At 45.3% G+C, this 26,556-nt stretch carries 23 protein-coding genes; 13 read left to right on the top strand and 10 right to left on the bottom strand.

All coding sequences use genetic code 11. The features are described 5' to 3' along the window. Nucleotides 1–57 precede the first annotated feature (57 nt). The 5 genes from U1F02_RS03195 to U1F02_RS03175 all read left to right on the top strand — a co-directional run bounded on the left by U1F02_RS03195 (nt 58) and on the right by U1F02_RS03175 (nt 4,459). Nucleotides 58–1,494, top strand: coding sequence for a PLP-dependent aminotransferase family protein (locus U1F02_RS03195; protein WP_409988899.1), 1,437 nt, complete (start codon nt 58–60; stop codon nt 1,492–1,494). Between the two features lie 108 nt (nt 1,495–1,602). Next, a complete protein-coding gene (locus U1F02_RS03190) occupies nt 1,603–2,409 on the top strand; it encodes a ParA family protein (RefSeq protein ID WP_409988898.1) in 807 nt (268 codons plus the stop codon). After that, nucleotides 2,406–3,332 carry a chemotaxis protein CheW gene (locus tag U1F02_RS03185; protein WP_409988897.1) on the top strand — a complete coding sequence of 309 codons (927 nt, stop codon included), beginning with the start codon at nt 2,406–2,408 and terminating at the stop codon, nt 3,330–3,332. The genes U1F02_RS03190 and U1F02_RS03185 overlap by 4 nt, the downstream gene beginning before the upstream one ends. Before the next feature lie 131 nt (nt 3,333–3,463). Beyond that, nucleotides 3,464–3,949 (top strand): chemotaxis protein CheW, encoded by a 486-nt coding sequence (locus tag U1F02_RS03180; RefSeq protein WP_189416396.1) that lies wholly within the window; start codon nt 3,464–3,466, stop codon nt 3,947–3,949. A 111-nt stretch (nt 3,950–4,060) separates the two neighbouring features. Then, on the top strand, nt 4,061–4,459 hold the full coding sequence (locus tag U1F02_RS03175; RefSeq protein WP_409988896.1) for a DUF2802 domain-containing protein: 399 nt from the start codon (nt 4,061–4,063) through the stop codon (nt 4,457–4,459). Here U1F02_RS03175 and U1F02_RS03170 read toward each other — a convergent pair. Together U1F02_RS03170 and uxaC are read right to left on the bottom strand one after the other, a co-directional pair. Further along, nucleotides 4,452–5,411 (bottom strand): AEC family transporter, encoded by a 960-nt coding sequence (locus U1F02_RS03170; protein WP_409988895.1) that lies wholly within the window; start codon nt 5,409–5,411, stop codon nt 4,452–4,454. The two genes, U1F02_RS03175 and U1F02_RS03170, sit on opposite strands and share 8 nt — an antisense overlap. A gap of 100 nt (nt 5,412–5,511) precedes the next feature. Further along, nucleotides 5,512–6,927 carry a glucuronate isomerase gene (uxaC, locus tag U1F02_RS03165; protein WP_409988894.1) on the bottom strand — a complete coding sequence of 472 codons (1,416 nt, stop codon included), beginning with the start codon at nt 6,925–6,927 and terminating at the stop codon, nt 5,512–5,514. A gap of 424 nt (nt 6,928–7,351) precedes the next feature. Here uxaC and U1F02_RS03160 point away from each other — a divergent pair, with 424 nt between their 5' ends. From U1F02_RS03160 to U1F02_RS03150, 3 genes are all read left to right on the top strand, one after another. Next, entirely contained in the window at nt 7,352–7,720 is a 369-nt protein-coding gene (locus U1F02_RS03160) for a pentapeptide repeat-containing protein (RefSeq protein ID WP_409988893.1), read from the top strand. Nucleotides 7,721–7,949: 229 nt separating this feature from the next. Continuing rightward, the gene (locus U1F02_RS03155) at nt 7,950–10,208 is read left to right on the top strand and encodes a glycoside hydrolase family 3 C-terminal domain-containing protein (protein ID WP_409988892.1); all 2,259 of its coding nucleotides are present in this window, start codon (nt 7,950–7,952) and stop codon (nt 10,206–10,208) included. A gap of 165 nt (nt 10,209–10,373) precedes the next feature. Continuing rightward, a complete protein-coding gene (locus U1F02_RS03150) occupies nt 10,374–11,936 on the top strand; it encodes an alpha-N-arabinofuranosidase (RefSeq protein WP_409988891.1) in 1,563 nt (520 codons plus the stop codon). 69 nt (nt 11,937–12,005) lie between these two features. On the opposite strand, the gene U1F02_RS03145 is transcribed toward U1F02_RS03150, so the two are convergent. The 5 genes from U1F02_RS03145 to U1F02_RS03125 all read right to left on the bottom strand — a co-directional run bounded on the left by U1F02_RS03145 (nt 12,006) and on the right by U1F02_RS03125 (nt 17,008). Continuing rightward, the gene (locus tag U1F02_RS03145) at nt 12,006–12,932 is read right to left on the bottom strand and encodes an HDOD domain-containing protein (RefSeq protein WP_409988890.1); all 927 of its coding nucleotides are present in this window, start codon (nt 12,930–12,932) and stop codon (nt 12,006–12,008) included. Nucleotides 12,933–13,038: 106 nt separating this feature from the next. Beyond that, complete coding sequence (gene cysK, locus U1F02_RS03140) at nt 13,039–13,950, bottom strand: cysteine synthase A (protein ID WP_409988889.1); 912 nt, start codon at nt 13,948–13,950, stop codon at nt 13,039–13,041. Nucleotides 13,951–13,972: 22 nt separating this feature from the next. Continuing rightward, a complete protein-coding gene (locus tag U1F02_RS03135; RefSeq protein ID WP_409988888.1) occupies nt 13,973–15,097 on the bottom strand; it encodes an ABC transporter permease in 1,125 nt (374 codons plus the stop codon). A 7-nt stretch (nt 15,098–15,104) separates the two neighbouring features. Beyond that, nucleotides 15,105–16,034, bottom strand: coding sequence for an ATP-binding cassette domain-containing protein (locus tag U1F02_RS03130; protein ID WP_409988887.1), 930 nt, complete (start codon nt 16,032–16,034; stop codon nt 15,105–15,107). Further along, nucleotides 16,034–17,008 (bottom strand): HlyD family secretion protein, encoded by a 975-nt coding sequence (locus U1F02_RS03125; RefSeq protein ID WP_409988886.1) that lies wholly within the window; start codon nt 17,006–17,008, stop codon nt 16,034–16,036. The genes U1F02_RS03130 and U1F02_RS03125 overlap by 1 nt, the downstream gene beginning before the upstream one ends. Before the next feature lie 107 nt (nt 17,009–17,115). Here U1F02_RS03125 and U1F02_RS03120 point away from each other — a divergent pair, with 107 nt between their 5' ends. The 5 genes from U1F02_RS03120 to pepN are packed head-to-tail and all read left to right on the top strand — an operon-like array spanning nt 17,116 to nt 22,889. After that, nucleotides 17,116–18,015 carry an NAD(+) kinase gene (locus tag U1F02_RS03120; protein WP_409988885.1) on the top strand — a complete coding sequence of 300 codons (900 nt, stop codon included), beginning with the start codon at nt 17,116–17,118 and terminating at the stop codon, nt 18,013–18,015. Between the two features lie 2 nt (nt 18,016–18,017). Beyond that, nucleotides 18,018–19,022 (top strand): metallophosphoesterase, encoded by a 1,005-nt coding sequence (locus tag U1F02_RS03115; RefSeq protein ID WP_409988884.1) that lies wholly within the window; start codon nt 18,018–18,020, stop codon nt 19,020–19,022. A 32-nt stretch (nt 19,023–19,054) separates the two neighbouring features. Then, entirely contained in the window at nt 19,055–19,918 is an 864-nt protein-coding gene (locus U1F02_RS03110) for a rhomboid family intramembrane serine protease (RefSeq protein WP_409988883.1), read from the top strand. Between the two features lie 12 nt (nt 19,919–19,930). Continuing rightward, on the top strand, nt 19,931–20,197 hold the full coding sequence (locus U1F02_RS03105; RefSeq protein ID WP_409988882.1) for a YeaC family protein: 267 nt from the start codon (nt 19,931–19,933) through the stop codon (nt 20,195–20,197). 16 nt (nt 20,198–20,213) lie between these two features. Then, on the top strand, nt 20,214–22,889 hold the full coding sequence (gene pepN, locus U1F02_RS03100) for an aminopeptidase N (RefSeq protein WP_409988881.1): 2,676 nt from the start codon (nt 20,214–20,216) through the stop codon (nt 22,887–22,889). Between the two features lie 109 nt (nt 22,890–22,998). On the opposite strand, the gene U1F02_RS03095 is transcribed toward pepN, so the two are convergent. From U1F02_RS03095 to U1F02_RS03085, 3 genes are all read right to left on the bottom strand, one after another. Beyond that, complete coding sequence (locus tag U1F02_RS03095; protein ID WP_409988880.1) at nt 22,999–23,553, bottom strand: hypothetical protein; 555 nt, start codon at nt 23,551–23,553, stop codon at nt 22,999–23,001. 72 nt (nt 23,554–23,625) lie between these two features. Next, nucleotides 23,626–26,172 (bottom strand): M56 family metallopeptidase, encoded by a 2,547-nt coding sequence (locus U1F02_RS03090; RefSeq protein WP_409988879.1) that lies wholly within the window; start codon nt 26,170–26,172, stop codon nt 23,626–23,628. Next, nucleotides 26,169–26,540 carry a BlaI/MecI/CopY family transcriptional regulator gene (locus tag U1F02_RS03085; RefSeq protein WP_409988878.1) on the bottom strand — a complete coding sequence of 124 codons (372 nt, stop codon included), beginning with the start codon at nt 26,538–26,540 and terminating at the stop codon, nt 26,169–26,171. Before U1F02_RS03085 ends, U1F02_RS03090 begins: the two co-directional genes overlap by 4 nt. Between the last annotated feature and the right edge of the window lie 16 nt (nt 26,541–26,556).

Below are 26,556 nucleotides of genomic sequence, written 5' to 3'. Positions count from 1 at the left end.
CTGCTCAAGTAAACCGTGTTCTGTATTGGTTATGCAAAACTCACAGGGTTGAAGTTCATGGGAAATTTATATCATCAGCTCGCTTCAGAAATAATTTCGCAAATTGAATCGGGCGTTTACAACGTGGGTGATAGGTTGCCTGGCGTGCGTGTTACAAGCACGCAGCGCGGTGTGAGCCCTGCAACGGTAGTTGCTGCTTATAACGAATTATTGAGCGGCGGTTATATTGAATCGCGTCCGCGCTCTGGCTTTTATGTCAACAAGTCAGTTATAAAAGACTTTGAGCTTCCACAAATCACGCAACACAAAATGATTCCGCGGGATGTTGTGGACCAGCAAATGATTCTAGAACTCTTTCACCAAATTCAGGAGGTGGCGGAGGTTAATCTCGGTGGCGCTGTACCCGATGTAAAAGTCCTGCCCACGGCTCTCGTAGAAAAATCCATTGCCAAAATGGCTCGGTTGGAACGTTTGAATGTGTGCTCCTATGAATCCTACGCACGCGGAAATCTTCCATTGCGCCAACAAATCGCCAAGCGAATGGCATTGCTGGGTTGTCAATTGAACGTGGATGACATTGTGATTACCAACGGTTGTCAGGAAGCTTTATTGCTTTCCTTAAAGGCGATTGCAGCGCCGGGAGATTATGTTGCTATTGAGTCCCCCAGTTATTACGGGCTTATGCAAATCATCCAACATTTGGGTTTAAAAGCGATTGAAATTCCTACTGATCCTGTAGAAGGTATTTCACTGGATGCACTGCAATTAGCGATGGAACATTGGCCAATAAAAGTGTGCTTGGTTGTTTCCAATTTTAGTAATCCCTTGGGTGCCAGCCTTTCAGATGCGAAAAAGAAATCGCTTATTTCCCTGTGTCGCAAATTTAAGGTGAACTTGGTGGAAGATGATATCTACGGCGACTTAGCCTTTGGTCATCAGCGCCCGAGTGTGTGTAAGCGGTTTGACGAAAAAGTGATTTACTGTTCGTCATTTTCCAAAACCTTGGCGCCAGGTTTGCGCGTAGGTTGGGTGGCATCACGCCAGATTGCGCCGGTGGTTGGGCAGTTAAAGTTTATGAGTAGCATGGCGTGTCCAACTATCGTTCAATACGCAGTCGCCGATATTTTAAAGAGCGGCAAATACGAAAGACATTTGCGCAGCATGCGCATCCAACTCGCTAAAAGTATGCATGAACTGATTACTGCGATTGAGCGCTACTTCCCCGCAGGAACGCGAATCACTCAACCGCAGGGCGGGTATGTGCTTTGGGTTGAATTGCCATCGGAAAATCTCGTCTCTAAAAGTTTCGATACTTATGAGCTGACCTTGCGCTTGATGGAGGAGAAAATCGCCATCACGCCGGGGAAAATTTTTACGACGACGTCAAAGTACAAAAACTGCCTACGCCTGTCGTCTGGCGGCCTCTGGTCACCACAAAAAGAAAAAGCTCTGAAGCGAGTAGGGGAGCTTATTAAACAGTCTTATAAGAACTGAGCGGCAAAAACGACATAGGCATAAACTTTGCTGAATAGCGGTGAGAGGCTTGCTTATACTTATGGCAAGCCTAAACTGACATCTGCTTTTCGCGTGAGGAAAAGGTAAGTGCGTGTAATAACTGTGGCCAATCAAAAAGGTGGTGTGGGTAAAACGACCACCAGCGTAGCGCTTGGAGGCATTGCTTCTTCGCTTGGCTACCGCGTTTTGCTCATGGATATTGATCCGCACGGCTCGCTCAGCACCTATTTTCGCCAAGACCCCGATACCACCGAACTGAGTTCGTACACACTGTTTCAAGAGCGGAAAGAACTTACCGCTGCCAGTGTAAAACGGTTAATTCGTGCCACTGATTACCCCAATCTTCATGTGTTGCCATCCTCAACAGCCTTGGCAACGCTGGAACGTCAGGCCATCGGCCAAGACGGAATGGGTTTGGTGATTAGTCGCGCGCTCTCTTTTATTTACGATGATTACGATTTTGTTTTTATCGACACGCCGCCTCTGTTGGGTGTGCTCATGATTAATGCCTTGGCGGCTTGCCAGCATTTGGTTATTCCGGTTCAAACCGAATTTTTGGCGCTCAAAGGTTTGGAGCGGATGGTAAATACCTTAAAGATGATGAGCCGCTCGCGCAAAAAAGCCCTTGAATATACGATTTTGCCTCTGATGTATGACCGCCGCACGCAAGCCTCAGTTACCAGTTTGCGTACTATTCGCAATACTTATCCAGATGAAGTGTGGCCTGGGCATATTCCGGTTGATACCAAATTCCGTGATGCCAGCCGCGCCGGTGTTCCCCCACATTTGTTCGATGAAACCGCACGCGGGGTAGATGCGTACAAATCTTTGTTCAAATTCCTTATGCAGAAATTTTCAGCTGAAGACGCACGTTTGGCGGCGGGTGGGTTGTGAGCGATATAAAAAATCCGTTCGATAGCTTGCAAGACTATTTTGATGATTTGCTGCCATCAGAAGAGCTATCGCCTACACCAAAAGCCCAAGCCTTAGAGTCCGCAATAAAACCCGCGAAACCGCCAATCGCTCATCGCACGGCTGCGCGCAAGGCTTCGCCTAAAGTAGCGCCTGATTTTGCCGAACCCGATGCCGCTAAAAAAGAAAAGCTTCAAAAACTCCTCAGCAGTGCCCAGCCTAAAATCGCTGTTGCGCCTATCGTAAAAGTCGCGCCGGTTGAAGTTGTCGCGCAACCTAAAACAACATTCGTTAACGACCCCAACGAAATTCAGGAATGGGTGATTGAAACTGCAGCGCCGATTGTGGATGCGCAACCTATTGTTGAAACCCCGGCCGTTGTCGAAGCTGAAACAACCAGCTTTAAAATTCCGGGTCTGGAGTGGATGCCTAATGGTCTTCCGCAATGGGCGCAATCTCGCTTCGATGTGCTGTTATTCAAAGTGTCTGGCCTAACACTGGCGGTTCCGCTTATCTCCCTTGGGCAAATTCAGCCGATCACGGACGAACTGGCGCCACTCTTCGGTCAAGCGGATTGGTTCATGGGATTCCAGCCAACGCCGCAAGGCAAAATCCGCACGGTGAATACCGCAAAGTTTGTTATGCCCGAGCGTTACGATGAAAGTTTCGTCAAAAACGCCAAATATGTCGTTTCGATTAATGGCGTTCCTTGGGGCTTGGCGGTGGATTCTGTTAATCAACCCATAAGTCTTATGCCGGACGAAGTGAAGTGGCGCAGCGACCGCTCCAAGCGCCCCTGGCTGGCGGGAACGGTTAAGGAACACATGTGCGCCTTGCTGGATATTCCCATGATCGGCCAGATGTTAATGGAAGCCGACAAGAACCTGATGAAAAGTCGCGCCTAATGAAAAATAGGCACCTAACGAAAAATAAGTGCCAAGACTGGCGGAGCAAGCAGCCTCGACTATAGTTATAACAATTATCCACATTGTGGATTTTGCGAATGTATAAAGGCTACGCCCTTGAGGAAATTTTTATGGCCAATGATGTAGTAAAGAATAAAAGCACTGACGATCCAGTCCTACAGTGGGTAACTTTTCGTTTAGATGGCGAGACCTATGGTATTAACGTAATGCAGGTACAGGAAGTGTTGCGTTACACCGAAATCGCCCCCGTACCCGGCGCACCCTCTTATGTCTTAGGTATCATCAATTTGCGCGGTAATGTGGTGACGGTGATTGATACTCGCCATAGATTCAATTTGCCCAGCGGCGATATCACGGACAATACCCGTATTGTGATCATCGAAACTGACCGCCACGTTATTGGTATTTTGGTGGATAGCGTTGCGGAAGTGGTTTACTTGCGTCAATCCGAAATAGAAATGGCGCCGAACGTCGGCAACGAAGAATCAGCCAAGTTTATCCAGGGCGTTTGCCACAAAAACAACGAGCTGCTGATTTTGATTGAGTTGAACAAACTCTTGACCAGCGAAGAATGGAACGAGTTAGAAGACGTTTAATTTCTGATGTCATTAAATCCTCGCGCAAGCGAGGATTTCCCTCCCGATTTAACAATCACGCCTTTTGAAGTATGATCTAGTCCAATTTTACGGACTTCTATCGAGATTCCCATGCAACTAACTCCCTTGGAAATAGGCTTGGTTATTACGCTTTTTATCGCCATTGTGGCGTTGATTGTTGCCATCAAAAGTTACGGCGTCGCCCGTTCGCAGCAAGAACACACGGAAAGATTAATTCAAAAGCTAACGCGCGACCTTGCGGTTTCCAACAGTGGTTCGGTGGGAATGGGGCAGCGTTTATTAGCTATGGAAAAGCGCTTGCAAGAAGAACCCAAAAAGGCCGATCAGAAGATTGATTATTATAATGACGATGATTTTCAACCTTATTCGCAAGCTGCTCAATTGTTTAAAATGGGGTTGGATGCAGAAGAGGTTGCTCGCCGTTGCGGATTGTCTCGTGCAGAAGCATCATTAATTCAAATGATGCAAATGAAATCAGACGTTAAATAAATCCCGCCGCCTGCAAAAGCCATAAACCGAGCGTCACCGTTAACATCGAGCCCAATGTGGTTTGCACAATAATATTCGCAGCGAGTTTGGTGTTGCCATTTACCGCTTGTACCATTACAAAACTGATTGTCGCTGTGGGTGATGCAGCGAGTAAAAATAAAATCGCAAGGTTTTGACCGCGTACACCGAGCATAATCGCAATTGCGCAAGCGATAATGGGCGATAAGAAAAGCTTCCACACACTGGCACTTAAGGTTGCCGAATCAAATTTCGCAAAGCGCGACACATCTAAAGCGCCGCCAATGCAAATCAACGCAAGCGGCAACACCATCTGGCTTAAATACTTCCCACTATCCATTAAAACTTTTGGTGAGGTCAGGCTTGCTGCGTTCACAATCAGACCCAGAAGGATCGCAATAATTAACGGGTTTTTTGCAATCCCAATAATCGTTGGTTTGAGCGAACTATTTGCGGGATGCAAACTACGGTTAAGTACATACACAGAAAACACGTTGTAAAACACAACCGTCATAGCCACAGGTAAAGCGGCAATTGCTAATCCCCGTTCGCCATAAGCGTTAGCGCAAAAAGCTAAACCTAAGATGACGAGATTCCCGCGAAAAGCACCTTGAATAAAAACGCCATGGTCGCGTGCATCTTCGCAATGCCAATGAGCGGTGAGTAAACTGCCAAGAAAAACCATAAGCGTCATCACGCTAAACGCAACTAGCACTTTCATATCGGCCATTTCACCAAAGTGTGCAGTGGCGCATGTAGTAAATAACATAACGGGAAGGCCAATGTTATAAACCAATTGCGATGCAACTTTAATAAAGTCCTCATTAATCATGTGCACACGTTTCAGTGCTATGCCAAGCACCAACATCACGAAAATCGGTGCTGTGACTGAAAAGGCAAAGCTGAGTGTGGCGAAAGGTGAGTCAATAATCACGGTGGTCTCTTTGATAAAAATAAGCCCAGCATTGCTGGGCTTATTGGTCACATTACAGGGTGTGTTGTTTCAGAATCGATTTGCTCATCCAGGTTTCTCTTTATTCAGGTACCTTAAACGGAAAATAATTCTTCGCGTTGTTAAAGCTAATATCCTGAATCATTTTGCCAACCATTTTTGTATCGTTGGGAACCAGACCTTTCGCCATATCACGACCGAATATTCCGCACAAAATACGACGGAAATATTCATGGCGTGAATAGCTTAAAAAGCTGCGGCTGTCAGTAAGCATTCCCACAAAACGGCTCAGCAAGCCTAGTTGACTCAAGGCTTCGATTTGGCGAGTCATGCCATCCATTTGATCCAGGAACCACCAGCCGCTACCGAATTGAATTTTGCCCGCAGACGATCCGTCTTGGAAATTACCAATCATGGTGCCAATCATTTCGTTATCGCGTGGGTTCAAATTGTAGAGAATCGTTTTAGCTAAACGGTTTTCACTATCCAATCTGCCTAAAAATTTGGCGAGTGGTTTCGCGTAGTTGTGATCACCAATAGAATCAAAACCAGTATCCGCGCCGATGGTGCGGAAGAGGCGAGGGTTGTTGTTACGAATTGCACCTATATGAAATTGTTGTACCCAACCTTTGGCGTGATCTTGAAAGGCAAATTCAACCATCATGGCAGATTGGAATTTCTCAATTTCTAGCGCATCGAGTTCATTGCCACCGCGAATTTTTGCGAAGATGCTTTTGATTTCTGCTTCGGTGTAATCTGCAGCGTAAACAGTTTCCAAACCGTGGTCAGATAAGCGGCAGCCATTTTCATGAAAATAATCGTGGCGCTTGTTAAGTGCCGCCATTAAATCGTCAAAGGTGCTGATATTGATATCGGCAACAGCCGCCAATCGATCAATATATTTGTTGTAAGCTTCCGCGCTTTCAACTGCCATGGCGCGGTCGGGTCGCCAGGTTGGAAGCATTGCAGATTTGAACGCAGAGTCTTGAGCAACTTTTTTGTGATGAGCCAAATCGTGGATTGGATCGTCTGTGGTGCAAACCATTTTTACGTTGGCTTGTGTCATTAAACCGCGCGCACTGAACTCCGGTGTTGCGAGTAGCTCGTTACATTGATCCCACGTTTTTTTGGCGTTAGTGCTGTCTAACAAGCGATCGGTAATACCGAAAGGTTTGCGCAGTTCTAAATGTGTCCAATGATAGAGTGGGTTGCGCAAGGTGTAGGGAACGGTTGCGCACCATTGTTCGAACTTCTCGTAATCACTTGCATCACCGGTACAAAAGCGCTCGTTAACACCGTTGGAGCGCATGGCGCGCCATTTGTAGTGGTCACCGGCAAGCCACACTTCGGTCAAATTGCGGAATTGCTTGTTGTCGCCAACTTGCTCCGGTGGCAAATGGCAGTGGTAATCGATAATGGGCATTTGTTTGGCGTAGTTGTGGTACAGCTCTTTGGCTTGCTCAGTATCGAGTAAAAAATCGTCATGAATAAAATTCATTTCTCACAATTCCTCAGCGGGTTTTCAAGGGAAGTTAGCCCGAAAATTTGTTATTGAGGTACGTTTAGTTCATGGAGCTGCGCTATTTAGATCGCGCAAACAGGACATTAATTAAACATAGCCATTATCCACAAGCATGACTCAAGGGCTGAGATGCAGGTGAACGTTTAATTACATTGAGGTATTTGACCGAGGGCGAACTTTTGAGGTTCATTTTTAATGTTGTGCTACTGCTATTTTGCAGCTGGTACACCAGTTTAACGCCTGCCCCCTTAAAATGCCATTGCGCTCAACAAATTTGTTGATGGCGTCGACCCCTGAAATCAGTGAGCAAAATTAGGACTCTGAGCTATAGTCAAGGGTAGATAATCTGTTCGTTATTCGATCATTCGAATGAACAAACGATAACCTCTGAGGAGCTGCTATGACTAAGCCAGTTGTTCATCAAAACCCGTTATATGATTTGTTGCGCTCCGAGCAGGTTGAGGAGTTTAATCAACGAAAAGCGGCCGGCGAGCTCAATGAAGGGCAGCTGCGCGGGGGTGATTTTCGCGGCCTTGATTTGCGCGGGCTTGATGCAAACGGGCTCGATTTGCGAGATGCCTATTTTCGCGGAGCTGACTTGCGTGGAATAGATTTTCGTAATACGAATCTTGAAGGTGCCAGTTTTTGCCAGGCGCATATCTCAGGCTGTTTCTTTCCAAAAGAATTGAGTGCAGATGAAATTCGCCTGTCATTTGATTTAGGTATACGGGTTAGATATAGAACAGTGGTTCGCGTTGTTAAGCGGTAAAAACCCTCTTCACCGCGGTGCCCTAACCCTTTGCAAGCACCCGCTGCGTTCGTAACCAGCATTTACAAGAACGATTACAGTGTTGTTACTGTTCGTAAATATTAGTTAAGAAAATCAGCTTAATGATGTCATCACGTTATTATTGAAGATTGGCGTGTTGTGACTTACCGCTCTCCATAAGTCGCAATTCACTTTGTCATAGTCACTCAAACTTATTGAGGAAAATAATATGGGATTCCCCAAAAAAATCAGCCTTTTGGCGATGGCTGTTGCTTTGGTATCAACCACTTATTCATATGCGGCCGATACAAATGGCGCAAAAAAAGCTGAAGCACCAAAAGCCTGGATGAATAAAAAGCTCGCCCCGGAGCAACGTGCAGATTTAGTGTTAAAGCAAATGACCATGGATGAAAAACTCAAATTGGTCTTTGGCTATTTTGGTACAGATGCGCCTTGGAAAAATTTCAAACGCCCCGTTGAGTCTATTACCCAATCAGCTGGTTTCGTATACGGTGTTCCGCGTTTAGGTATTCCCAACCTGTGGGAAGCTGATGCGGGTGTAGGTGTTGCCAGCCAAGCTGGCCCGGATGTTCGCGGTGCAACCGCATTGCCTTCTGGTATTGCGACAGCGGCAACCTGGGATTTGAAAACTGCCTATGCCGGTGGAGCCATGATTGGTTCGGAATCTCGTGCATTTGGCTTTAACGTGCAGTTGGCAGGTGGTGTAAACATCATGCGCGAACCGCGCAACGGTCGTAACTTTGAATACGGCGGTGAAGATCCATTGCTCGCGGGTAAAATTGTGGGAGCACAAATCGCGGGTATTCAATCGAACAATATTGTCTCAACCCTGAAGCACTACGCATTCAACAACCAAGAAACCAACCGTTTCAGTTTGGATGCAAAAATTGACGATGCGTCTGCAAGAATGTCTGATTTGCTCGCGTTGCAAATTGCTAAAGAAGAGGGTAACCCAGGCTCGGTAATGTGCTCTTACAACCGCGTTAATGGTTTCTACGCCTGTGAGAGCGATTACTTATTGAATCAAGTGTTGAAGAAAGACTGGGGCTTCAAAGGTTGGGTAATGTCTGACTGGGGTGCGACCCACAGTACAGTTCCAGCTGCGAATAACGGCTTGGATCAACAATCAGGTATTCCTTTTGACCATTCAGAATATTTCGGCGCTGCTTTAAAAGAAGCGGTTCAAAATGGTTGGGTAAGCGAAGCGCGCTTGGACGATATGGCTCGCCGCGTATTGCACCCAATGTTTGAGTTCGGTTTGGTGGACAATCCAGTTTCACCCAACGTCAAATCCATTAACTTTAAAGCCAACGGTCTTATTTCCCAGAAAGATGCCGAAGAAAGTATTGTTCTGTTGAAGAACGATGCCAATTTATTGCCTATGGCTAAGTTCTACAAAAAGATCGCAGTGATTGGTTCACATGCGGATGTTGGCGTATTGTCTGGTGGTGGCTCATCGCAGGTTTACCCCGTTGGTGGCGTTGCAGGTTATCGTGGTGGCCCAGCGGTATTCCCTGGCCCAATGCTCTATTACCCATCATCTCCAATGAAAGCAATTCAGGCGCGCGCGCTTGAATCTAAAGTTACCTATAACGATGGTACCGACCCGAAAGCCGCCGCCGCGTTGGCTGCCGAGAGTGACATCGTGTTGGTGTTTGTAAACCAATGGACTGCGGAATCGATGGACGTACCAAATCTCTCCCTGCCCGATAACCAAGACGATTTGGTGAGTGCTGTCGCCAAAGCAAATTCAAAAACCGTCGTAGTCATGCAAACTGGCGGCCCAGTGCTTATGCCTTGGCTTTCAAGCGTAGGCGCTGTGCTCGAAGCTTGGTATCCCGGCTCTAACGGCGGCGAAGCTATAGCTCGCGTATTGTTTGGTGAAGTAAACCCATCAGGCCATTTGCCAGCTACCTTCCCGGCGTCGGAATCGCAATTGCCACGCCCTGTCTTGGATGGCTACCCAGAAGTGAAAGATGCTCGCATCACCGTGAATTATCACGAAGGCGCTGCTGTGGGTTACAAGTGGTTCGATTTGAAAGGTCATAAGCCATTGTTCCCATTCGGCTACGGCTTGTCCTATTCAGACTTTGCCTTAGGTGATTTGAAAGCGGAAGTGAAAAACGGTTTAGTGAACGCAAGTTTCTCCGTTAAAAACACGGGTGCTGTCGCTGGTAAAGAAGTAGCGCAAGTGTACGTTGCTCCTGTTACTGCTAAATGGGAATCGCCCAAGCGCTTGGGCGGCTTCCAAAAAGTAGACTTGAAACCAGGTGCAAGCACAACCGCGAGCGTTACTGTAGACCCACGTTTGCTGGGCATGTATGACAGCGCATCCAAAACGTGGAAAATCGCCGAAGGCGATTACAAGGTAATTCTTGCTTCCCATGCTATGGATGCAAAAGCCACCAGCGTAACCGTCCATTTGTCGGCTGCCACTGTGGATATGCACGGCAAACTTGTGAAATAAGCGTTCTCTGCTTAACTAAAAAGGCCAAGTCCATTTGGGATTTGGCCTTTTTTTATGTCGTAAATTTCTGTTAACTTGTATGACAATAATATTGTAGCAGGTATCATTAGCGCTGCTATCGAGCGGGTCACGAGGCAATAACAAGAATCTTAAGAGGTATTTCCCATGGTAAAACTCAATTTGCGCTTGGCAGTCGCAAGCATCGGTTTAGTTGCGGCCAGCGCCTTTGCTGCCGATAAAGTTGAAATAACGGTAGACGCCCAGAAGCCGGGTCCTGTTATTAACAAAAACGTATACGGCCAATTTGCTGAGCATCTTGGTGCAGGTATTTACGGCGGCCTTTGGGTTGGCCCAGATTCGAAAATCCCGAATACCCGCGGTTGGCGTAACGACGTCGTCGGCGCATTGAAGAACTTGAAAGTACCATTGGTTCGTTGGCCCGGTGGTTGTTTTGCTGACGAATACCACTGGCGTGAAGGTATTGGCCCACGCGACCAGCGCCCTGTAAAAGTGAATACTAACTGGGGTGGTGTAGAAGAAAGCAACGCGGTGGGTACCCACGAATTCTTCGACTTGGCTGAAATGTTGGGTGCGGATACTTACATCAACGGCAATTTGGGTACAGGTTCGCCACAAGAAATGGCTGAATGGTTGGAGTACATGACTGGCGAGAGCAAGTCTACTTTGGCTGAAATGCGCCGTAAAAACGGACGTGAAAAGCCATTCAAAGTTGATTACTTCACCATTGGTAACGAGGCATGGGGTTGCGGCGGCAATATGACGCCAGAGCATTACACCAACCTCTATAAGCAAACTGCTGCCTTCCTGAAAACCCCAAAAAACAATACGCCAAAGCTGATTGCGAGTGGTGGTACTACGGGTCATGAAGAGTGGACTGAATACTTAAGTTCTCACGTGACGCCCACTTGGAGCTTGCGTATGGATGCAATCAGTTTCCACTATTACACCTTGCCAACCAACGACTGGAAAGTAAAAGGCGCCGCCTTAAACTTCCCGGAAAAAGAGTGGATTTCTACTTTCAAAGAAACATTGAAAATGGATGGATTTATTTCCGATGCGAAAAAGACATTGGATAAAAACGATCCTGCGAAGAAAGTAGGTTTCTATGTTGACGAATGGGGTACTTGGTACGATGTAGAGGCAGGCACCAACGAAGGCTTCTTGTACCAACAAAACAGCTTGCGTGATGCGCTGGTTGCGGCAACTAACTTCAATATTTTCCATAAGTATGCAGATCGCGTACATATGACCAATATTGCGCAAATGGTTAACGTGTTGCAGGCGATGATTTTAACCAAAGACGACAAAATGATTTTGACTCCTACTTACTATGCGTTTGATTTGTACAAACCATTCCAGGACGCAACATCATTGCCAACCAACATTACTCGCAACACCACCTACACCTTGGGCGATGTTAGTGTTCCAGGTGTTAACGCATCTGCTGCGCGCGGTAAAGACGGTAAGATTTATGTTGCTTTGGTAAATACCAATCCAAAAGAATCGGTTGATGTGTCCGTTAATTTGGATGGTGCAAAAGTATCAAGTGCGAAAGGTCGTATTTTGACATCGCAATTGATGGATGCGCATAACACCTTTGAAAAACCTGACGCAATTAAACCTGCTCCGTTTAGCGCATCTGCTAAAGACGGTAAGTTGAGCGTGAAGTTGCCGGCTAAATCTGTTGTGGTTGTTGCAGCAGAATAAGATCGGATAAAGGTTAAATAAAAAAGGGGGGTTGAAAAGCCCCCTTTTTTATTGCCTGAATTTTGGTGTTTATTCAAAATTTTTTTGCAGCTGTAATATATGACTGATGTTTTCTTCGATAATCAAAAGCTTCTGCTGTTTAATCATTGCGTATTGCGGATTTAATTTTTTAAAAGCAGCGATCTCTTGCAGAGGGATTAAATCATTTTGTGGTTGCAAATAATGGATGGTATGAAATAGCCCTAAGTTAATAACGTCAACCAATTGGAGAAGCCGCCCAGTATCCAATGTCCATGCACCTGTCTTACGTAATACATCTACAAAAACAGGCGACACTCCCCACTTGGCTAACAAAATTGCACCCAAATGTTTGCTGTAATGTTGGCAAAGTATTTTATAAGTTGGCGCTGCGGGCGCAGCGTAATCTTGCAACGATGATAGCAAGGCTAGTGTACCTACCTCACTTAATAAGCTTGCTACTATGGCGTCTTCTGGATTGGGAAAGTGCAGCGTTTTTGCGAGGTGGTAACTCATGCAAGCTTTTAATGTTTGTCTTTGCCATGCCTGTTTGTACAGTGCTTTTAATTGGTGGTTACGTAAAACAAACAAGCTTTTAATGCTGTGTGAAAGTGTCAAACTTTCTATTGCCCCCATACCCAAGCGTTTAATCACATCCTGCAAGTTTTTGGGCTTATCGGCAGTGCGATAAAAAACGCTGCTCGCGTGCTTCATTAAAATGGCGGTCAGGCTTGGGTCTTTTGCAATTAGCGAACTTAAATGATTAAGGTTTACGTTAGGGTTAGAAGTCGCTTTGCGAATTTCCAATGTGATAATAGGTAGGCTCGGTAGCTGGTCGTCATGAGCTCGCATTTTCTCTATGGCGTTTTGGTAGATATGGAATTCCTTTTGGCCATAGAGATCGCCAGCCTCCCGCAATGAAGTTTTAGCGGGTGCGAATTTGTTTCCCTGATTTGAGTAATTCGGGTGCGAGGGCATGGCAAACTCATCCTTATTTATCGCGTGTAAGGACAAGTATAGATGGCTTTTGGCCAAAGAGTTGAAGAGGGAGGGGCAGTGGCTCAGGGAGCCACTGCAATAAACTTTAGAACAGGTCTTCGATGGATAAATAGCGTTCGCCGGTATCGTAGCTGAAAATCAAAACCCGGCTTCCTGCGGGAATCTCATCTTGTTTTTGAGCCAGAGCGGCCAAGCTTGCACCAGAAGAAATGCCTACAAAAATACCTTCTTTGAGCGCACTTTGTCGCGCCATTTCAAATGAGCTTTCTTCGCTTACTAAAATGGTTCCATCCAAAGTGGCGCGGTTAAGTACTTGCGGAATAAAGCCCGCCCCAATACCTTGTAATCGGTGCGGACCTTTTTCGCCGCCGCTAATGACGGGTGATTTCTCTGGCTCAACGGCAAAGGTTTTCAGGTTGGGGAATTTACGCTTCAATACTTCGCTGCAACCGGTGATGTGTCCGCCGGTACCGACGCCAGTAATTAAATAATCAATACCCTCTGGAAAATCTGACAGAATTTCTTGTGCAGTAGTGTTGCGGTGAACTTCTGCGTTAGCTTCGTTCATAAATTGTTGCGGAATCCACGAGTTATTGTGTTCAGCAGCGAGTTCGTTGGCTTTTGCGATAGCGCCACCCATGCCCAACTCTTTAGCGGTCAATACTAATTCCGCGCCATAGGCTTTCATTAATTTGCGGCGCTCAATGGACATGGATTCGGGCATGGTTAAAATCAAACGATAACCTTTTACAGCGCATACCAGCGCCAAACCTATGCCTGTATTGCCAGAAGTTGGCTCGATGATGACTGAATCCTTGTTGATGAGACCTTTTGCTTCAGCATCTTCAACCATCGCCAAGGCGATGCGGTCTTTAATGCTGCTGCCGGGATTAAAACGTTCAACCTTCATCCACACCTCAATATCGTTGCGAAATAAATTGTTGATGCGTACGTGAGGCGTGTTACCAATGGTTTGTAGAATGTTATCGGCTTTCATGGTGATATCCTGATGAGAAAGATTAGTCCAAGCGCTTTTTAAACCGTTTTGCCGCGACAAGCAAGCCTAAGAGCGTAAAGCAAAGTAGCCATAGAAGGTCTCGCCACAAATCGGCGAGGTCCGCCGCGCGTAAAACAATTCCGCGAATCAAGCGAATGAAATGTGTCGCAGGTAGCGCTTCCGCAATCCATTGTGCAACCGCAGGCATACCTTCGTAAGGAAACATAAAGCCCGATAAAAGTATGGAAGGTATTAGCAAAAATACCGTCAACTGCATGGCCTGCAGTTGGGTTTTGGCGACAGTGGAAATCAACATGCCGAGCGTAAGGCTCGCGCTAATAAAAAATAAACTGGCAATAAGGAGATGACTGATTTGCCCGTTAATAGGAACGTCGAAAATGAGATTGCCAAGTCCCAAAATAATGACCATTTGTAACAAGCCAACAAACACATAAGGAACAATTTTTCCAATAATTAATTCCATGGGCTTAATCGGAGTGGTAATCAGTAATTCCAGATTGCCGCGTTCGCGTTCGCGCACCAATGCGGCAGACGTAAACAGCACCATAGTCATGGTTAAAATAATTCCCACTAATCCCGGTACTATGTTGATCGCAGATCGCCGCTCTGGGTTGTACAGCAATGTCATTTCAAAAGTAGGCTTGCTAGCATTGGCAGGTGTGCGCGAATTTAAATCTGGCTGTGGCATATTTCGTAAATTTAAAACGGCATTCCCAACCATGTTGTCTGAACCATCAATAATCCATTGCGCAATAGGGCGCTCGTCGCTCAGGCGTTGAGCTATATCTTTAGGAATCACCAGCGTTGCGCGAACTTGACCGCTTGTAATGGCCTGCGCGCCTTCTTCGGCGGTAGGGTAGGCTTGAATAAAATCCACCACTTGAGTTGCTGCTAGATCGGCGGTTAATGCACGCGCAATTTCACTGTGGCTGTTATCAACAAGGGCAACGGGTAGATGGCGAACGTTGGTATTGATCGCAAATCCAAAAAGCAAAAGTTGAATAAGCGGAATCATGACAATCATGCCGAAGGTGGGGCGATCGCGCGATAATTGCCGCAACTCTTTTGCGACAATAGCGTAAATTCGCAGAAGGGAATTTTTATAAGTTGATGATGGCGTTGTCATGCGTGCCTCACTGACGTCCTTGGCCGGTGCAATGCACAAACACATCTTCAAGGCTAGGACGAACCAAAATAATGTCGCGCGCGTTGAGTTCACTAGAAAACTCTTGCCGTAGCCAATCGATGGGATTTGAAATGGTATTTTTAATGAGTACACGCAAATGCGTACCTTGCTGCGCGGCGGAAATAACATGGGAATGCGCAACGAGTAATTGCTTTAATTGACGAAGATTTTCGCCATCAATCTCTACAACTTGGGCACCTAATTCCTTCATAAGTTGTGCAGGTGATCCGTCTGCACGTTTGATTCCACTCTCCAAAATTGCAATACCGTGGCACCTTTCGGCTTCGTCCATGTAGTGCGTTGAAACTAAAATGGTGGTGCCTTGATCGCATAAATCAAATAGTTTTTCCCAGAAGTCGCGGCGGTTTTCTGGGTCAACCGCAGACGTGGGTTCATCCAATACTAATAACTCCGGTTTATGAAGTGTTGCGCAGGCGAGCGCCAGACGTTGACGTTGCCCACCACTCAAGCTCCCCGCGAGACGAGAAGCGCGCTCGTTTAAACCGTAAGAAGAGAGTTGTTCGTCTATTCGCTGTTTAGCGGTGTGAAAATCCAAACCATAAATTTGTGCAATAAAACCTAAGTTTTCAATCACGCTCAAATCATCGTACAGCGAAAATTTTTGTGTCATATAGCCTATACGTAAACGCAAGGCTTCGGCTTGTGCAGGAATCTCCATGCCGAGTACGTGTATATTTCCTTGCGAGGGTGTAAGCAGGCCGGTAATTAAGCGCATGCACGTAGATTTCCCGCAGCCGTTTGGGCCGAGAAATCCATAAATTGTTTGGCTTGGAATGCTTAGGTTTAAATTATCCACGGCTTTAAAATTGCCAAAGAAATGCGTTAAACCATGCGTTTCTATCGCGATTTTTGACATTAGTTTTTATTCCGCGCATTTTCGGTTGATGACGGAATATCAACTTGCACAGGGATGCCGCTGGGCAAATCAATAGCTGATTCTGGCAAGTCAATCTCTGCCGAATACATAAGTAATGCGCGGTCGTGGGAGTTAAGTGCGTAGTAAGGCGTAAACGCGGGGTCGTGTGAAACCCAACGCAATTTTCCGTCAAAGCTATTTGGGTAACCATCAACATGAACTTTCAACGAATCGCCAACGCGTAAATGTACTCGTGCTGGTTCCAGAACATACACCCGCGCATAAGGTGTTTTTCCTGCCAGAACTACAGCGAGCGGATCGTTAAGATTTGCACGCTCGCCAACATATTTGGGTAGACGATCCAACACGCCGTCGCGCGTGGCTTTAATACTAAGTTGATCGAGCTGGTGCTGCGCTATGCGTAAATTGGCTTCCGCTTCGGCTACCTGTGCATCGGCTTGATTTAAATCTTCAATGCGGGTTCCGTTAGTGAGAGCGAGCAGGTTTTGTGTGGTGCGTTTAACGTTGGCATCTGCCGCGTCGCGAGAGCTTCTCGCTTTATCCAACTCAGCTTGGCCAACCATTTTTTGTTCCGCTAACAATTTAATTCGTTGAAAGTTTGCTCTGGCGTCACTTGCTTGCGCGTTGGCTTGTTCAAGTTGGGCGCGGCTAGCCGCTATTTCTTCCGAGCGGGCTCCGTGTTGCAGCTTGGTTTGATTTGCGGTCGCCATTGCTTGCGCAGCTTTTGCCTTCATAAGGTTATTTTTGGCTTGTGTGTCATCCAGTTTTACCAATAAATCGCCTTGCTTTACCCAAGTGCCCTCACGCACGGGAGCTTCTGTAATAATTTCGGCTGCTGTTGCCTTAAGCACAATGCGGTCGCGTTCCAATGTTCCGAGTGCCTGATATGTGCCCTTATCGCTACACGCGCTGAGTAGAATAAAAAGGATAATTAAGCCCGGAGTTTTGTTCATGGAGGTTTCCGTTGTGTTTGTTGGGTTTAATGCCGTACTTGTGGCTATAATAATCTCAATTCTGCCGTAATTTGGCGATTCTAACAATCAACTCTGTGTGACAAACAATGACTTCCTTCTCTGTAATAGGCCTTATTGGTCATCTCCATAATGAGCGCGCAACCTATTCGCTTAAACGTTTGATCAGTTTTCTACAAAAGCGCAAGGTGGAGTTTGTTCTGGAGCAAGAAACAGCCGGTTTGCTAGCTGATGATCCTCTATTTCAAGCCGCTCACAAAATAGTAGATGTGGATGCCTTGGGTGGGTTGTGCGATTTGGTGATTGTTGTTGGTGGTGATGGAAGCCTGCTACGCGGTGCACGCGCGTTAGCTAAACATAATGTTCCTTTGTTGGGAGTGAACCGCGGTCGCTTGGGTTTTTTAACAGACATCATGCCCGAAGAAATTGAAATAAAAGTAGATGAAGTTTTATCGGGAAAATTTGTGCTGGAAGAACGCTTCTTGTTGGATATGTCCATTCAACATCTGGGTGAAACTATTGCGTCGGGCGAAGCATTAAACGAAGTGGTTTTGCACCCCGGCCAATTTGTTCACATGCTGCAATATGAAATCTATGTAGATGGTTATTTCGTAACAACCCAATCGTCAGATGGAATTATTGTGTCAACTCCAACGGGCTCAACCGCCTATTCATTAAGTGGTGGTGGGCCGCTGTTGCATCCTAAACTGGATGCAATTGCCTTGGTACCCATGAATCCGCACACGCTAAGCAGTCGCCCAATGGTAGTTGCTGGAGATAGTCACATTATGATTCGCGTGGGCGAGCACAGCCGTGCAATTCCCATGATTTCGTGTGATGGTCATAACCATTTTGAAATGACCATGGGCGATGAAATTCATATTTCCAAAAAACCTGACGTATTAAAACTTTTGCATCCCGCCGAATATAATTTTTACGAGCGCTGCCGTACAAAGTTAGGGTGGGGTGGTCATCTTCTTGATAATTAGCCATGCGCAACCGGTACACCCACGAAATACTGCCGCCAGTTGAAGGTTATGACCTGATTGGTGATGTTCACGGGTGTGCAAAAACGCTTGAGCGCTTGTTGGAAAAATTAGGCTATCGAAAAATTCGGGGCATTTATGAGCACCCAAAGCGCCGCGTAATTTTTCTTGGTGACATTCTTGATCGCGGCCCGCGTATTCGGGAAGCCATGTTAATTGTTCATGGCATGGTGCAAAGGGGAAGCGCGCACATGGTTTTGGGTAACCATGAATACAACGCGATCACCTATTTTACAAAAGCGTTAAATTTACAGAGCGGCGAGTTTGAATATTTGCGCCCACACACAGCTGCCAATATTCGATTAATTGCCGAAACTCTGGAGCAATACGCTCATTATCCCGAAGAATGGAAAGAAATATTGCGCTGGTTAAGGTCCGTTCCTTTATTCATGGAGTTTGGTCGGCCTGAGCTTGCCAATTTGTTCAGAGTTGTTCACGCCTGTTGGGATCATGATGTGGTTGCTGAACACAAAGCTATGTTTGGCGATGGTCGCTTTGACGAAAATTTTTTACACCAAAGCGCACTCAATAACACGCCTGAATCACAGGCTACGCAATTGCTTACGCGAGGCGTAGCATTTCCCCTGCCTGATGGCGCAAAAGTTGTTACGCATGATGGCTATGTCAGACATACATTTCGCACAAAATTTTGGGCGGAAAACGCACAAACATACGGCGACTTGTTGTTTCAGCCAGATCCAATTCCGCAAGAAATAGCCTCGCTTCCCATTGCCAAGCACCACCGCGATAGTATGGTGCGTTACGGCTTGCATGAGCCCCCGTTGTTTGTTGGCCACTACTGGTTAAAGGGCCACCCAGCACCAGTCACGAATAATATCGCCTGCCTCGATTATAGTGCGGTAAAATACGGGCGCTTGGTTGCCTACAGAATGGACGGCGAGCAACAACTTCACCCCAAAAAATTTGTTTGGGAATATGTTGATCCTTAGCGCACTGTCGCTTGCAAACTTTCGAGATTATTGTGGACTGGATTGTAGTAAAAAAATTTCCACTGACAGCAGATTTAACCGCGGTAACGGGCTTTTTGCGTGAGCGCGCTATTGTGCACCGTATTTACGAAGAAGCCGGCGAACAAGTTCTTGCGGTAAACGATCCGCGTATGGCTGCGCCTATTGCACAATTTTTAGAAGATGTAGTGCAAGGCCGGCTAATTATCTCTGCAGAAGAAACTGCACAGCCCACTGATGTTAACAACGATTCTTTACCAATCATTGCGCAAATGAAAACGGCGCCGGTTAGCGTTGTTTTGATTGTGCTCAGCGCCTTGGGCGCATTGCTGGAGGCGCTCGATCCTGATCGCGCTTTTGTGCGTTGGATTAGTTTTCAGAATATGGATACCTATGGATTTTTATCCTTTAGCGACTCTTTAAAAGCGGGTGAAATTTGGCGTCTTATCACTCCCGCATTTTTGCATTTCGGTTTTTTACATGTGCTATTTAATAGTTTGTGGGTGTGGGATTTAGGGCGCCGCCTTGAACTGCTCATGGGCAAAAAAAATTATATGTTGTTTTTTATTTTCACCGCGTCAGTATCCAACATCGCGCAGTACCGCTGGGCGGCGGATACTTTGTTTGGTGGAATGTCTGGCGTTGTTTACGCACTGATTGGATTTATTATTGTGAGTCACCGGCTTGCTCCGCATAGGTTAACCGCAGTGCCTGCATCTGTGTTGGGCTTTATGCTGTTTTGGTTAGTGCTGTGTATGTCTGGCGTGGTTGATTATTTTATTGGTGGCGGTGTTGCAAACGCTGCCCATGTTGGCGGCTTACTTGCCGGTGCTGTCTACGCAGCCATAACGGTTAAGAAAACGTCTACAGATTACTAAAGAGAGTGAGCTATGGATTTAAAACAATTGTTAAACGCCATTACGCCTGAGATATATGAAAATTTAAAAACAGCGGTGGAGTTGGGTAAATGGGCTGACGGAAATAAATTATCCAGCGAGCAACGCCAGTTGTGTATGCAGGCAGTCATTGCTTATGAACATAAACATTTACCTCCAGAGCAGCACACGGGTTTTATCCCACCAGAACCACACACATTCTGCGGTGATGACGACCACGATCACGCCGAAACTGAAAAACCCATTAAATGGGTTGAGTAATATTTAAGGAATCTTTATGACTGCGATTGAACAAACGCCAAAAGCGATTTACTTAAAAGACTATAGTGTTCCCAATTATTTAATTAGCAAAACGGAATTGCATGTTGATATTTATGACGGGTATACGCTGGTCACAGCGAATTTAACGCTTTACAAAAACCCGGCTGCAAATAAGGTTTCACAGTTAACATTACACGGTACTGATTTGGAATTGGTATCTATCGCGATTGACGGTAAAGCACTATCTTCAGATACCTATGAGTTCGGCGAAGAAACCCTAATTGTTAAAAATACGCCATCTGAATTCCTGCTAAGCTGCGTCACCAAAATCTATCCGGAAAAAAACACCTCGCTCGAGGGGTTATACAAATCTCGCACCATGTACTGCACCCAGTGTGAGGCAGAAGGTTTTAGGAAGATTACCTATTATCTTGATCGACCCGATGTGATGAGTGAGTTCACTACAACAGTGGTTTCAGATAAAAAATTCCCCGTGCTTTTATCCAATGGGAATTTGATTGAAAAAGGGCAGTTGGATAATAATCGTCATTTTGCGACTTGGCATGACCCTTTTAAGAAACCCGCTTATTTATTCGCGTTGGTGGCGGGCGACCTCGCTCACATAGAAGATAAATTCACCACCTGCTCCAATCGCGAAGTTGCATTAAAAATCTACGTTGAACCGAAAGATTTAGATAAATGCGATCACGCCATGACATCCCTAAAAAATTCCATGCGTTGGGATGAGGAGGTTTATGGGCGTGAATACGATCTTGATATCTTTATGATTGTAGCAGTTGATGATTTCAATATGGGTGCTATGGAAAACAAAGGATTGAATATTTTCAACACCTCTTGCGTCTTAGCAAAACCAGAAACAACAACTGACGCGGGCTTTCAGCGCGTTGAAGGCGTAGTGGCACACGAATATTTTCATAATTGGACGGGCAACCGAGTAACCTGTCGTGATTGGTTCCAATTAAGTTTGAAAGAAGGTTTTACGGTTTACCGCGATTCAGAATTCTCTGCGGATATGGGCTCGCGCACCGTTAAACGTGTGGAAGATGTGAGTTTGTTGCGTACACTTCAATTTGCTGAAGATGCTGGGCCAATGGCGCATCCGATTCGCCCTGAGTCTTACATCGAGATTTCGAATTTTTACACCATGACGATTTACGAAAAAGGTGCAGAAATTGTTCGTATGTTGGCAAATTTGTTGGGTAAAGAAAATTTCCGCAAAGGAACCGATTTATACTTTGAGCGTCACGATGGACAAGCTGTCACTACAGAAGATTTTGTGGCAGCGCTTGCAGATGCTTCAGGTAAAGATTTAACCCAATTCAAGCGTTGGTATTCACAAGCTGGCACACCGCGTTTACGAGTAACAGATGAATACAACGAAGAAACACAAGAATACGCATTGCATATCAAACAATCTTGCCCACCCACACCCGAGTGCCAGCAAAAATTACCATTCCATATACCTATTGCGATGGGGTTGTTGGGGAGTGCAGGTGATTTGCCGCTTTATTTAAAAGATGCTGAGCCAGATTTTGAAACAGACGATAATACCCATAAAGTGATTGAGCTGACCCAGGCAGAGCAAACTTTTGTATTCTCGCGTGTACAAGAAAAGCCTGTTCCATCCTTGTTGCGTGGTTTCTCTGCGCCGGTGAAATTGCAATACGGTTATTCACGCGAAGATTTAATGTTGTTGATGAGTCGAGATAGCGACGGATTCAACCGTTGGGATGCGAGCCAACAGCTTGCGTTGCAAGTGATCAGTGACGTGATCGCCGCTTATCAACGTGGCGAAAATATTAATGCAGTGGAAATTGATAGTCGTTTGATTCAAGCTTTCCGCAATGTGTTGCAAGACGAAAGCCTCGATCAAGCCATGGTCGCCTATATGCTGACTTTGCCGTCCGAAGCTTATATCAGCGAATTGGCGGATATGGTTGACGTAGAAGCAATTCATTACAGCCGCGCTGCGGTACGTAAAAAAATTGCGGTGGAGTTACGCAACGAATTCGCTAGGATTTATAGCGCTTACGATCACCAACAAGTCTACGCCGCCACGGCAGATGCAATCGCAAAACGCAGCTTAAAGAATGTTGCCCTTGCGTACCTGATGTTATTGAACGATGACGACATTGTGCGTGCTTGCGAGCAACAATATTTAACAGCGAATAATATGACCGATGTCATGGCTGCCTTAACGCAATTGGTCAATGCAGAATCGGCTTTTGCGCAACAACTGTCTGGCAATGCCTTGGCTGACTTCTACGAAAAATGGAAAGATGAATCCTTGGTTGTGAATCAATGGCTCACCGTTCAAGCAACATGCAGTCTGTCCAATACACTGGCACGCGTAAAGGCACTGGAAGTCCACAACGCCTACGACAGCAAAAACCCCAACAAAATTCGCGCACTCATTTCGAGTTTCTGCAATAACAATGCGATCAACTTCCACGACAAAGCCGGAGATGGATACAAATTCCTTGCTGATAAAATCATTGTGTTAAATGCACAAAACCCGCAGATTGCATCTCGTTTGCTCACGCCACTGACCAAATGGAAAAAATACGCACCTGCTCGTCAACTGCTTATGAAAGCCCAGCTTGAACGCATTATGGCGGAACCTGATTTGTCTAAAGACGTGTTTGAAGTGGTGAGTAAGAGTTTGGTGTAGATTGTGGTTAGAAGTGCATCGGGCGACTGTAGAAGGTGACTGATAACTTCTAAAAATCTTTGAAAAGTTAGTGCGCCTTCCTTTTCGTGAAGGGGCACTAACTTTATGATTATTTACTTTCGTCTAAACCTTTTATAATTCTTTCAGCGTCCGAGCATTTAATGCCTGAATAATTTCCTGATACAACTTTGTTTGCATTTTTCAACTTCATATTTTTGGGGATTTCAGGGCAGAAGTCCTGGGTTAGTTTAAGGAAGCTTGATAAAGGCTCCTTGTCTAGCTTAACATTGAATGTGTCTTCAGCTGTTGTTGCAGGCGATGTGTTTTTGCTAAGGCCATCATCCAGTTTCTTGATAACTTGCTCGGCATTTTTGCAACTTAGATCAGGAAAATTTCCAGACAAGGTTTTGTCAGCATTCTTGAGTTGGATGGTTTTCGGCATGGTCGGGCAAAAATCTTGAGCAAGTTTTAAAAATGTAGAAAGTGGTTCTTTATCCAACTTTACGCTAAAACTATCATTCGCTGATTTATCTTCCGTCGAATAGCCGGTAATCGAGAAACCAGCACCCGCAAGAAATAACGCCATAATTGCCACTGTTTTTCCATAGGTTTTTCCGAAACTTGCTTCTTTGATGAAAAGACGCTTGATACGATTACGTAACATATTTTTCCTTCCTGTTAAATTAAGTGTTAGTGGTTGGTGCTGTTTTACTTCAGTAAATTGCTTTTTTGGTATCTATAAGTTGCTATTTTTTACAACCATTGCGTCATAGTTTCCTGCTCTTGGTTCAATATTCTGTGCGTCAAAGCTAATAAGGTGAATAGTGTTTTGGGTTTCGCTAAGCGGAGCACGATGTTGGCTGAAAGCAATAAGTCCGCTGGTTGCTTTATTAACGCTTTCCCGGATATTCGCAATTATTTTTTCGTTAATAAAGCGAGACTTCTGCTGATCCGACATGTTGTTAAACCATGTTTTGGACTCTTCGTGAGTGAACTGGTCTTTCAATACCGCAACAATTTCTTTTGATTCAGCGTCTTTTAGCACAACACCAAGAAAAACTTTTGCTCTGAATGGAAATTTCTTTGTGCCCTGTGTGATCGCCGCATTGGCTCCGTTTCCATTTTCTGTATAGGGAATAAGTTCACGTTCCCAATAGGGTTTAATTTTAAAGATATAAATTTCACCGATAAGGCTTTTTGTGCCATTGGGGTTGAGCACCGAACTTTTATCGCTATTAATGGCCTTGAGTAGACTGTTATTAGTTGCTGAAATAAATTCACGATCAAAACCGCCGAATTCGCGTTGGGCATATCTGTAACTTTTGGCGTCCGTGGTATCAATTAATTTTTTTCCCAAAAATAGAGGCGCGAATTCAATGTCTTTGTAGCTGGCTATATTTGCTTGGCTATTGATTGATAGTCCGGATTTGAAATCCCCATCTTCGGTTTGATGGTCTTCGTTGTTGTTTGTAGTTGAGTTGCTTTGATTGTATTGCGTGGTTGCGATGTGTGAAGTGTCGCTTGCGTTGGATGTCGTGGCTTTAGTCTCATTGCGCCACTTGATTCGAATGCTAATTCCCTTTGCAGTCACTGCGTGTCCATCCTCCATTTTTATGGGGAACTTAGCTTTTTTAGCGGTGTTACTGATTAAATTTTCAAAATAGCGCTTTTGTTCATCGTTGGGGCTTACGCATGTTGGCACTATATCTTTGCCCAATCCTTTCAGGTCCACCGTGAATGTCACTGTACAATCCCCAGTGTAGCCCTTGTCTACAATTTCTTTGGGAAAATTAAGTTCCTTATAAAATGCTTTTTCGTATTCGCTTGGTTCTTTAATCTCAATTTTTTCTATTTTCCCTACACGAACCGATTGACCGCCTTCGCTGGTATCCATGTGTTTGATAGCGTCTTGAATGCCCCCACATGGAAGGTTTTCTGCCTTAAAGCTTACCAATGTGTCCGGGTTGTTTATTGTTATTTTTCCTTTTAGTTCTGGGCAGTAGCTTTCAATCTTATTAGCTAAGGTTTTCAAAGGTATATTTTTTTCATCGACTACTATGCCAGTTAGGCTTTGATTAAGACTATCGTCTAAGCCTTTTATCATGCGCTCTACAGACCGACATTCCAAATCTGGAAAATTTCCTGAAATTGGTTGATCGGGGTGTTTCAGAGAAATTTTCCCTTTGATATCCGCGCAATAGCCTTCGGTTAGTTTTAATAGCGTGGATAGGGGTTCCTTCTCTATTTGTATGCTGAAGGTATCTGCTTCAGATTTTTTCTCTTCTGAGTATCCTGTTACTGAGTAGCCAATGCTGGCCAAAAAGAACACCATTAGGGTGAGTAGTTTTCCGTAGGTTTTGGCAAAACTTGTATCGCTAATAAACAAGCGTTTAATGCGGTTGAACAGTAAATTTTGTCTGCCGGTCATAGCAACTGCTGGGGAATAGTTGTTATTCATTTCCGCAAACTCCTTTAGAGTATTGGCATAAAATAATGGGTCTTTGCATTGCGATACAGCTATATCGTCGCATGCATTTTCACGTTCTTCGTCAATCTTGGAGGAAATCCAACGGGCAAATGGGTTGAAGAAATAAAACACGTTTATGAGAGTTTGCAGGCCGCTGATAAGGTAATCGTTGCGGCGTACGTGGCCGAGTTCGTGCAGTAAAATAACTTCTAGCTGTTTGGCGGAGAGGCCAAGCACAAGGCTAGCTGGCAAAAGAATAACGGGTTTGAAGTGACCTATAACGCAGGGGATATCAACAATATCTGAGATTCGAAGCTGAATATTTTTATGCAAATTTAGCGCGTCTTTTAAATCGTCAAAAAGCTTGAGTAGGTTTTGTTTGGGTTCTGTAACGCGATTGTTTTTGATGTGCTGGCAGTAGAAATATTCGGCCATATATTTGCTTATATATAACACAAACCCAACCAACCAAATAAATGCTATCTGATTAATATACTGGTTAATAAGGTCTGATATGCTTTGAAAATGTACGGGGCTAAGGTTTGGGCTCATTGTAGCTATATAGTCGGTACTAACTATTTCAATGGCGACCGAATCATAATAATTTAAGTAAAAAGTCACGCCACTTGTCAGAGCACAACTTAAAAGGCCTGCGCAGTTAATCCAATAACGTAGTGATGCAGACGACTTTTTGGTGAAGGCGTAGCTAATGGCAATGAGCAGGGCGATAAGTGTGCATTGCCATAGCGAATGAATGATTGTCCATGTGATTGCGTAGTTGAACTCGTGACTGAATAGCTGAGATAAAAGTTTCATTTTTTACTCTCCATTTCATTGAGAAATTCCCGGATGTCTTTCAATTCCTGCTTGGATATTTTTTCGCTTCCTAGCAGCTGCATTACCAATTTTGATTTTGAGCCACCGAACGCAGAGTGGAGTAAGCGCTGAAGCATAGTGGTTTGGGTATCTTGTTGTTCTGCGGCGGGGTAGTAGATGTGGCTTTTTCCATCTTTTCTGCGCCCGAGCAGTCCTTTTTGCTCCATGATTTGCATGGTTTTAAGTGTGGTGGTGTAGCCCACGGGCTTGGTTTTACATTGTTCGTCGTTTACGGCCTGAACTTTGGCTTCGCCAAGGCTCCAGATAATGCGCAATATTTCCAGTTCTGCGGGTGTCGGGTTTGACATGGTGCCTCCATTGATA

The organism is Cellvibrio sp., from assembly GCF_046347455.1.
Classification (GTDB): domain Bacteria; phylum Pseudomonadota; class Gammaproteobacteria; order Pseudomonadales; family Cellvibrionaceae; genus Cellvibrio.
Note: the sequence above shows the minus strand (reverse complement) of the source record. Positions and strands in the feature narration are given on the sequence as shown.

Excerpts from the sequence above, each read along its gene's own strand:
- U1F02_RS03195 (WP_409988899.1), top strand. The coding sequence starts at position 58 with ATGGGAAATTTATATCATCAGCTCGCTTCAGAAATAATTTCGCAAATT.
- U1F02_RS03180 (WP_189416396.1), top strand. The coding sequence starts at position 3,464 with ATGGCCAATGATGTAGTAAAGAATAAAAGCACTGACGATCCAGTCCTA.
- U1F02_RS03175 (WP_409988896.1), top strand. The coding sequence starts at position 4,061 with ATGCAACTAACTCCCTTGGAAATAGGCTTGGTTATTACGCTTTTTATC.
- uxaC (WP_409988894.1), bottom strand. The coding sequence starts at position 6,927 with ATGAATTTTATTCATGACGATTTTTTACTCGATACTGAGCAAGCCAAA.
- U1F02_RS03160 (WP_409988893.1), top strand. The coding sequence starts at position 7,352 with ATGACTAAGCCAGTTGTTCATCAAAACCCGTTATATGATTTGTTGCGC.
- U1F02_RS03155 (WP_409988892.1), top strand. The coding sequence starts at position 7,950 with ATGGGATTCCCCAAAAAAATCAGCCTTTTGGCGATGGCTGTTGCTTTG.
- U1F02_RS03150 (WP_409988891.1), top strand. The coding sequence starts at position 10,374 with ATGGTAAAACTCAATTTGCGCTTGGCAGTCGCAAGCATCGGTTTAGTT.
- U1F02_RS03145 (WP_409988890.1), bottom strand. The coding sequence starts at position 12,932 with ATGCCCTCGCACCCGAATTACTCAAATCAGGGAAACAAATTCGCACCC.
- cysK (WP_409988889.1), bottom strand. The coding sequence starts at position 13,950 with ATGAAAGCCGATAACATTCTACAAACCATTGGTAACACGCCTCACGTA.
- U1F02_RS03135 (WP_409988888.1), bottom strand. The coding sequence starts at position 15,097 with ATGACAACGCCATCATCAACTTATAAAAATTCCCTTCTGCGAATTTAC.
- U1F02_RS03130 (WP_409988887.1), bottom strand. The coding sequence starts at position 16,034 with ATGTCAAAAATCGCGATAGAAACGCATGGTTTAACGCATTTCTTTGGC.
- U1F02_RS03125 (WP_409988886.1), bottom strand. The coding sequence starts at position 17,008 with ATGAACAAAACTCCGGGCTTAATTATCCTTTTTATTCTACTCAGCGCG.
- U1F02_RS03120 (WP_409988885.1), top strand. The coding sequence starts at position 17,116 with ATGACTTCCTTCTCTGTAATAGGCCTTATTGGTCATCTCCATAATGAG.
- U1F02_RS03115 (WP_409988884.1), top strand. The coding sequence starts at position 18,018 with ATGCGCAACCGGTACACCCACGAAATACTGCCGCCAGTTGAAGGTTAT.
- U1F02_RS03105 (WP_409988882.1), top strand. The coding sequence starts at position 19,931 with ATGGATTTAAAACAATTGTTAAACGCCATTACGCCTGAGATATATGAA.
- pepN (WP_409988881.1), top strand. The coding sequence starts at position 20,214 with ATGACTGCGATTGAACAAACGCCAAAAGCGATTTACTTAAAAGACTAT.
- U1F02_RS03095 (WP_409988880.1), bottom strand. The coding sequence starts at position 23,553 with ATGTTACGTAATCGTATCAAGCGTCTTTTCATCAAAGAAGCAAGTTTC.
- U1F02_RS03090 (WP_409988879.1), bottom strand. The coding sequence starts at position 26,172 with ATGAAACTTTTATCTCAGCTATTCAGTCACGAGTTCAACTACGCAATC.
- U1F02_RS03085 (WP_409988878.1), bottom strand. The coding sequence starts at position 26,540 with ATGTCAAACCCGACACCCGCAGAACTGGAAATATTGCGCATTATCTGG.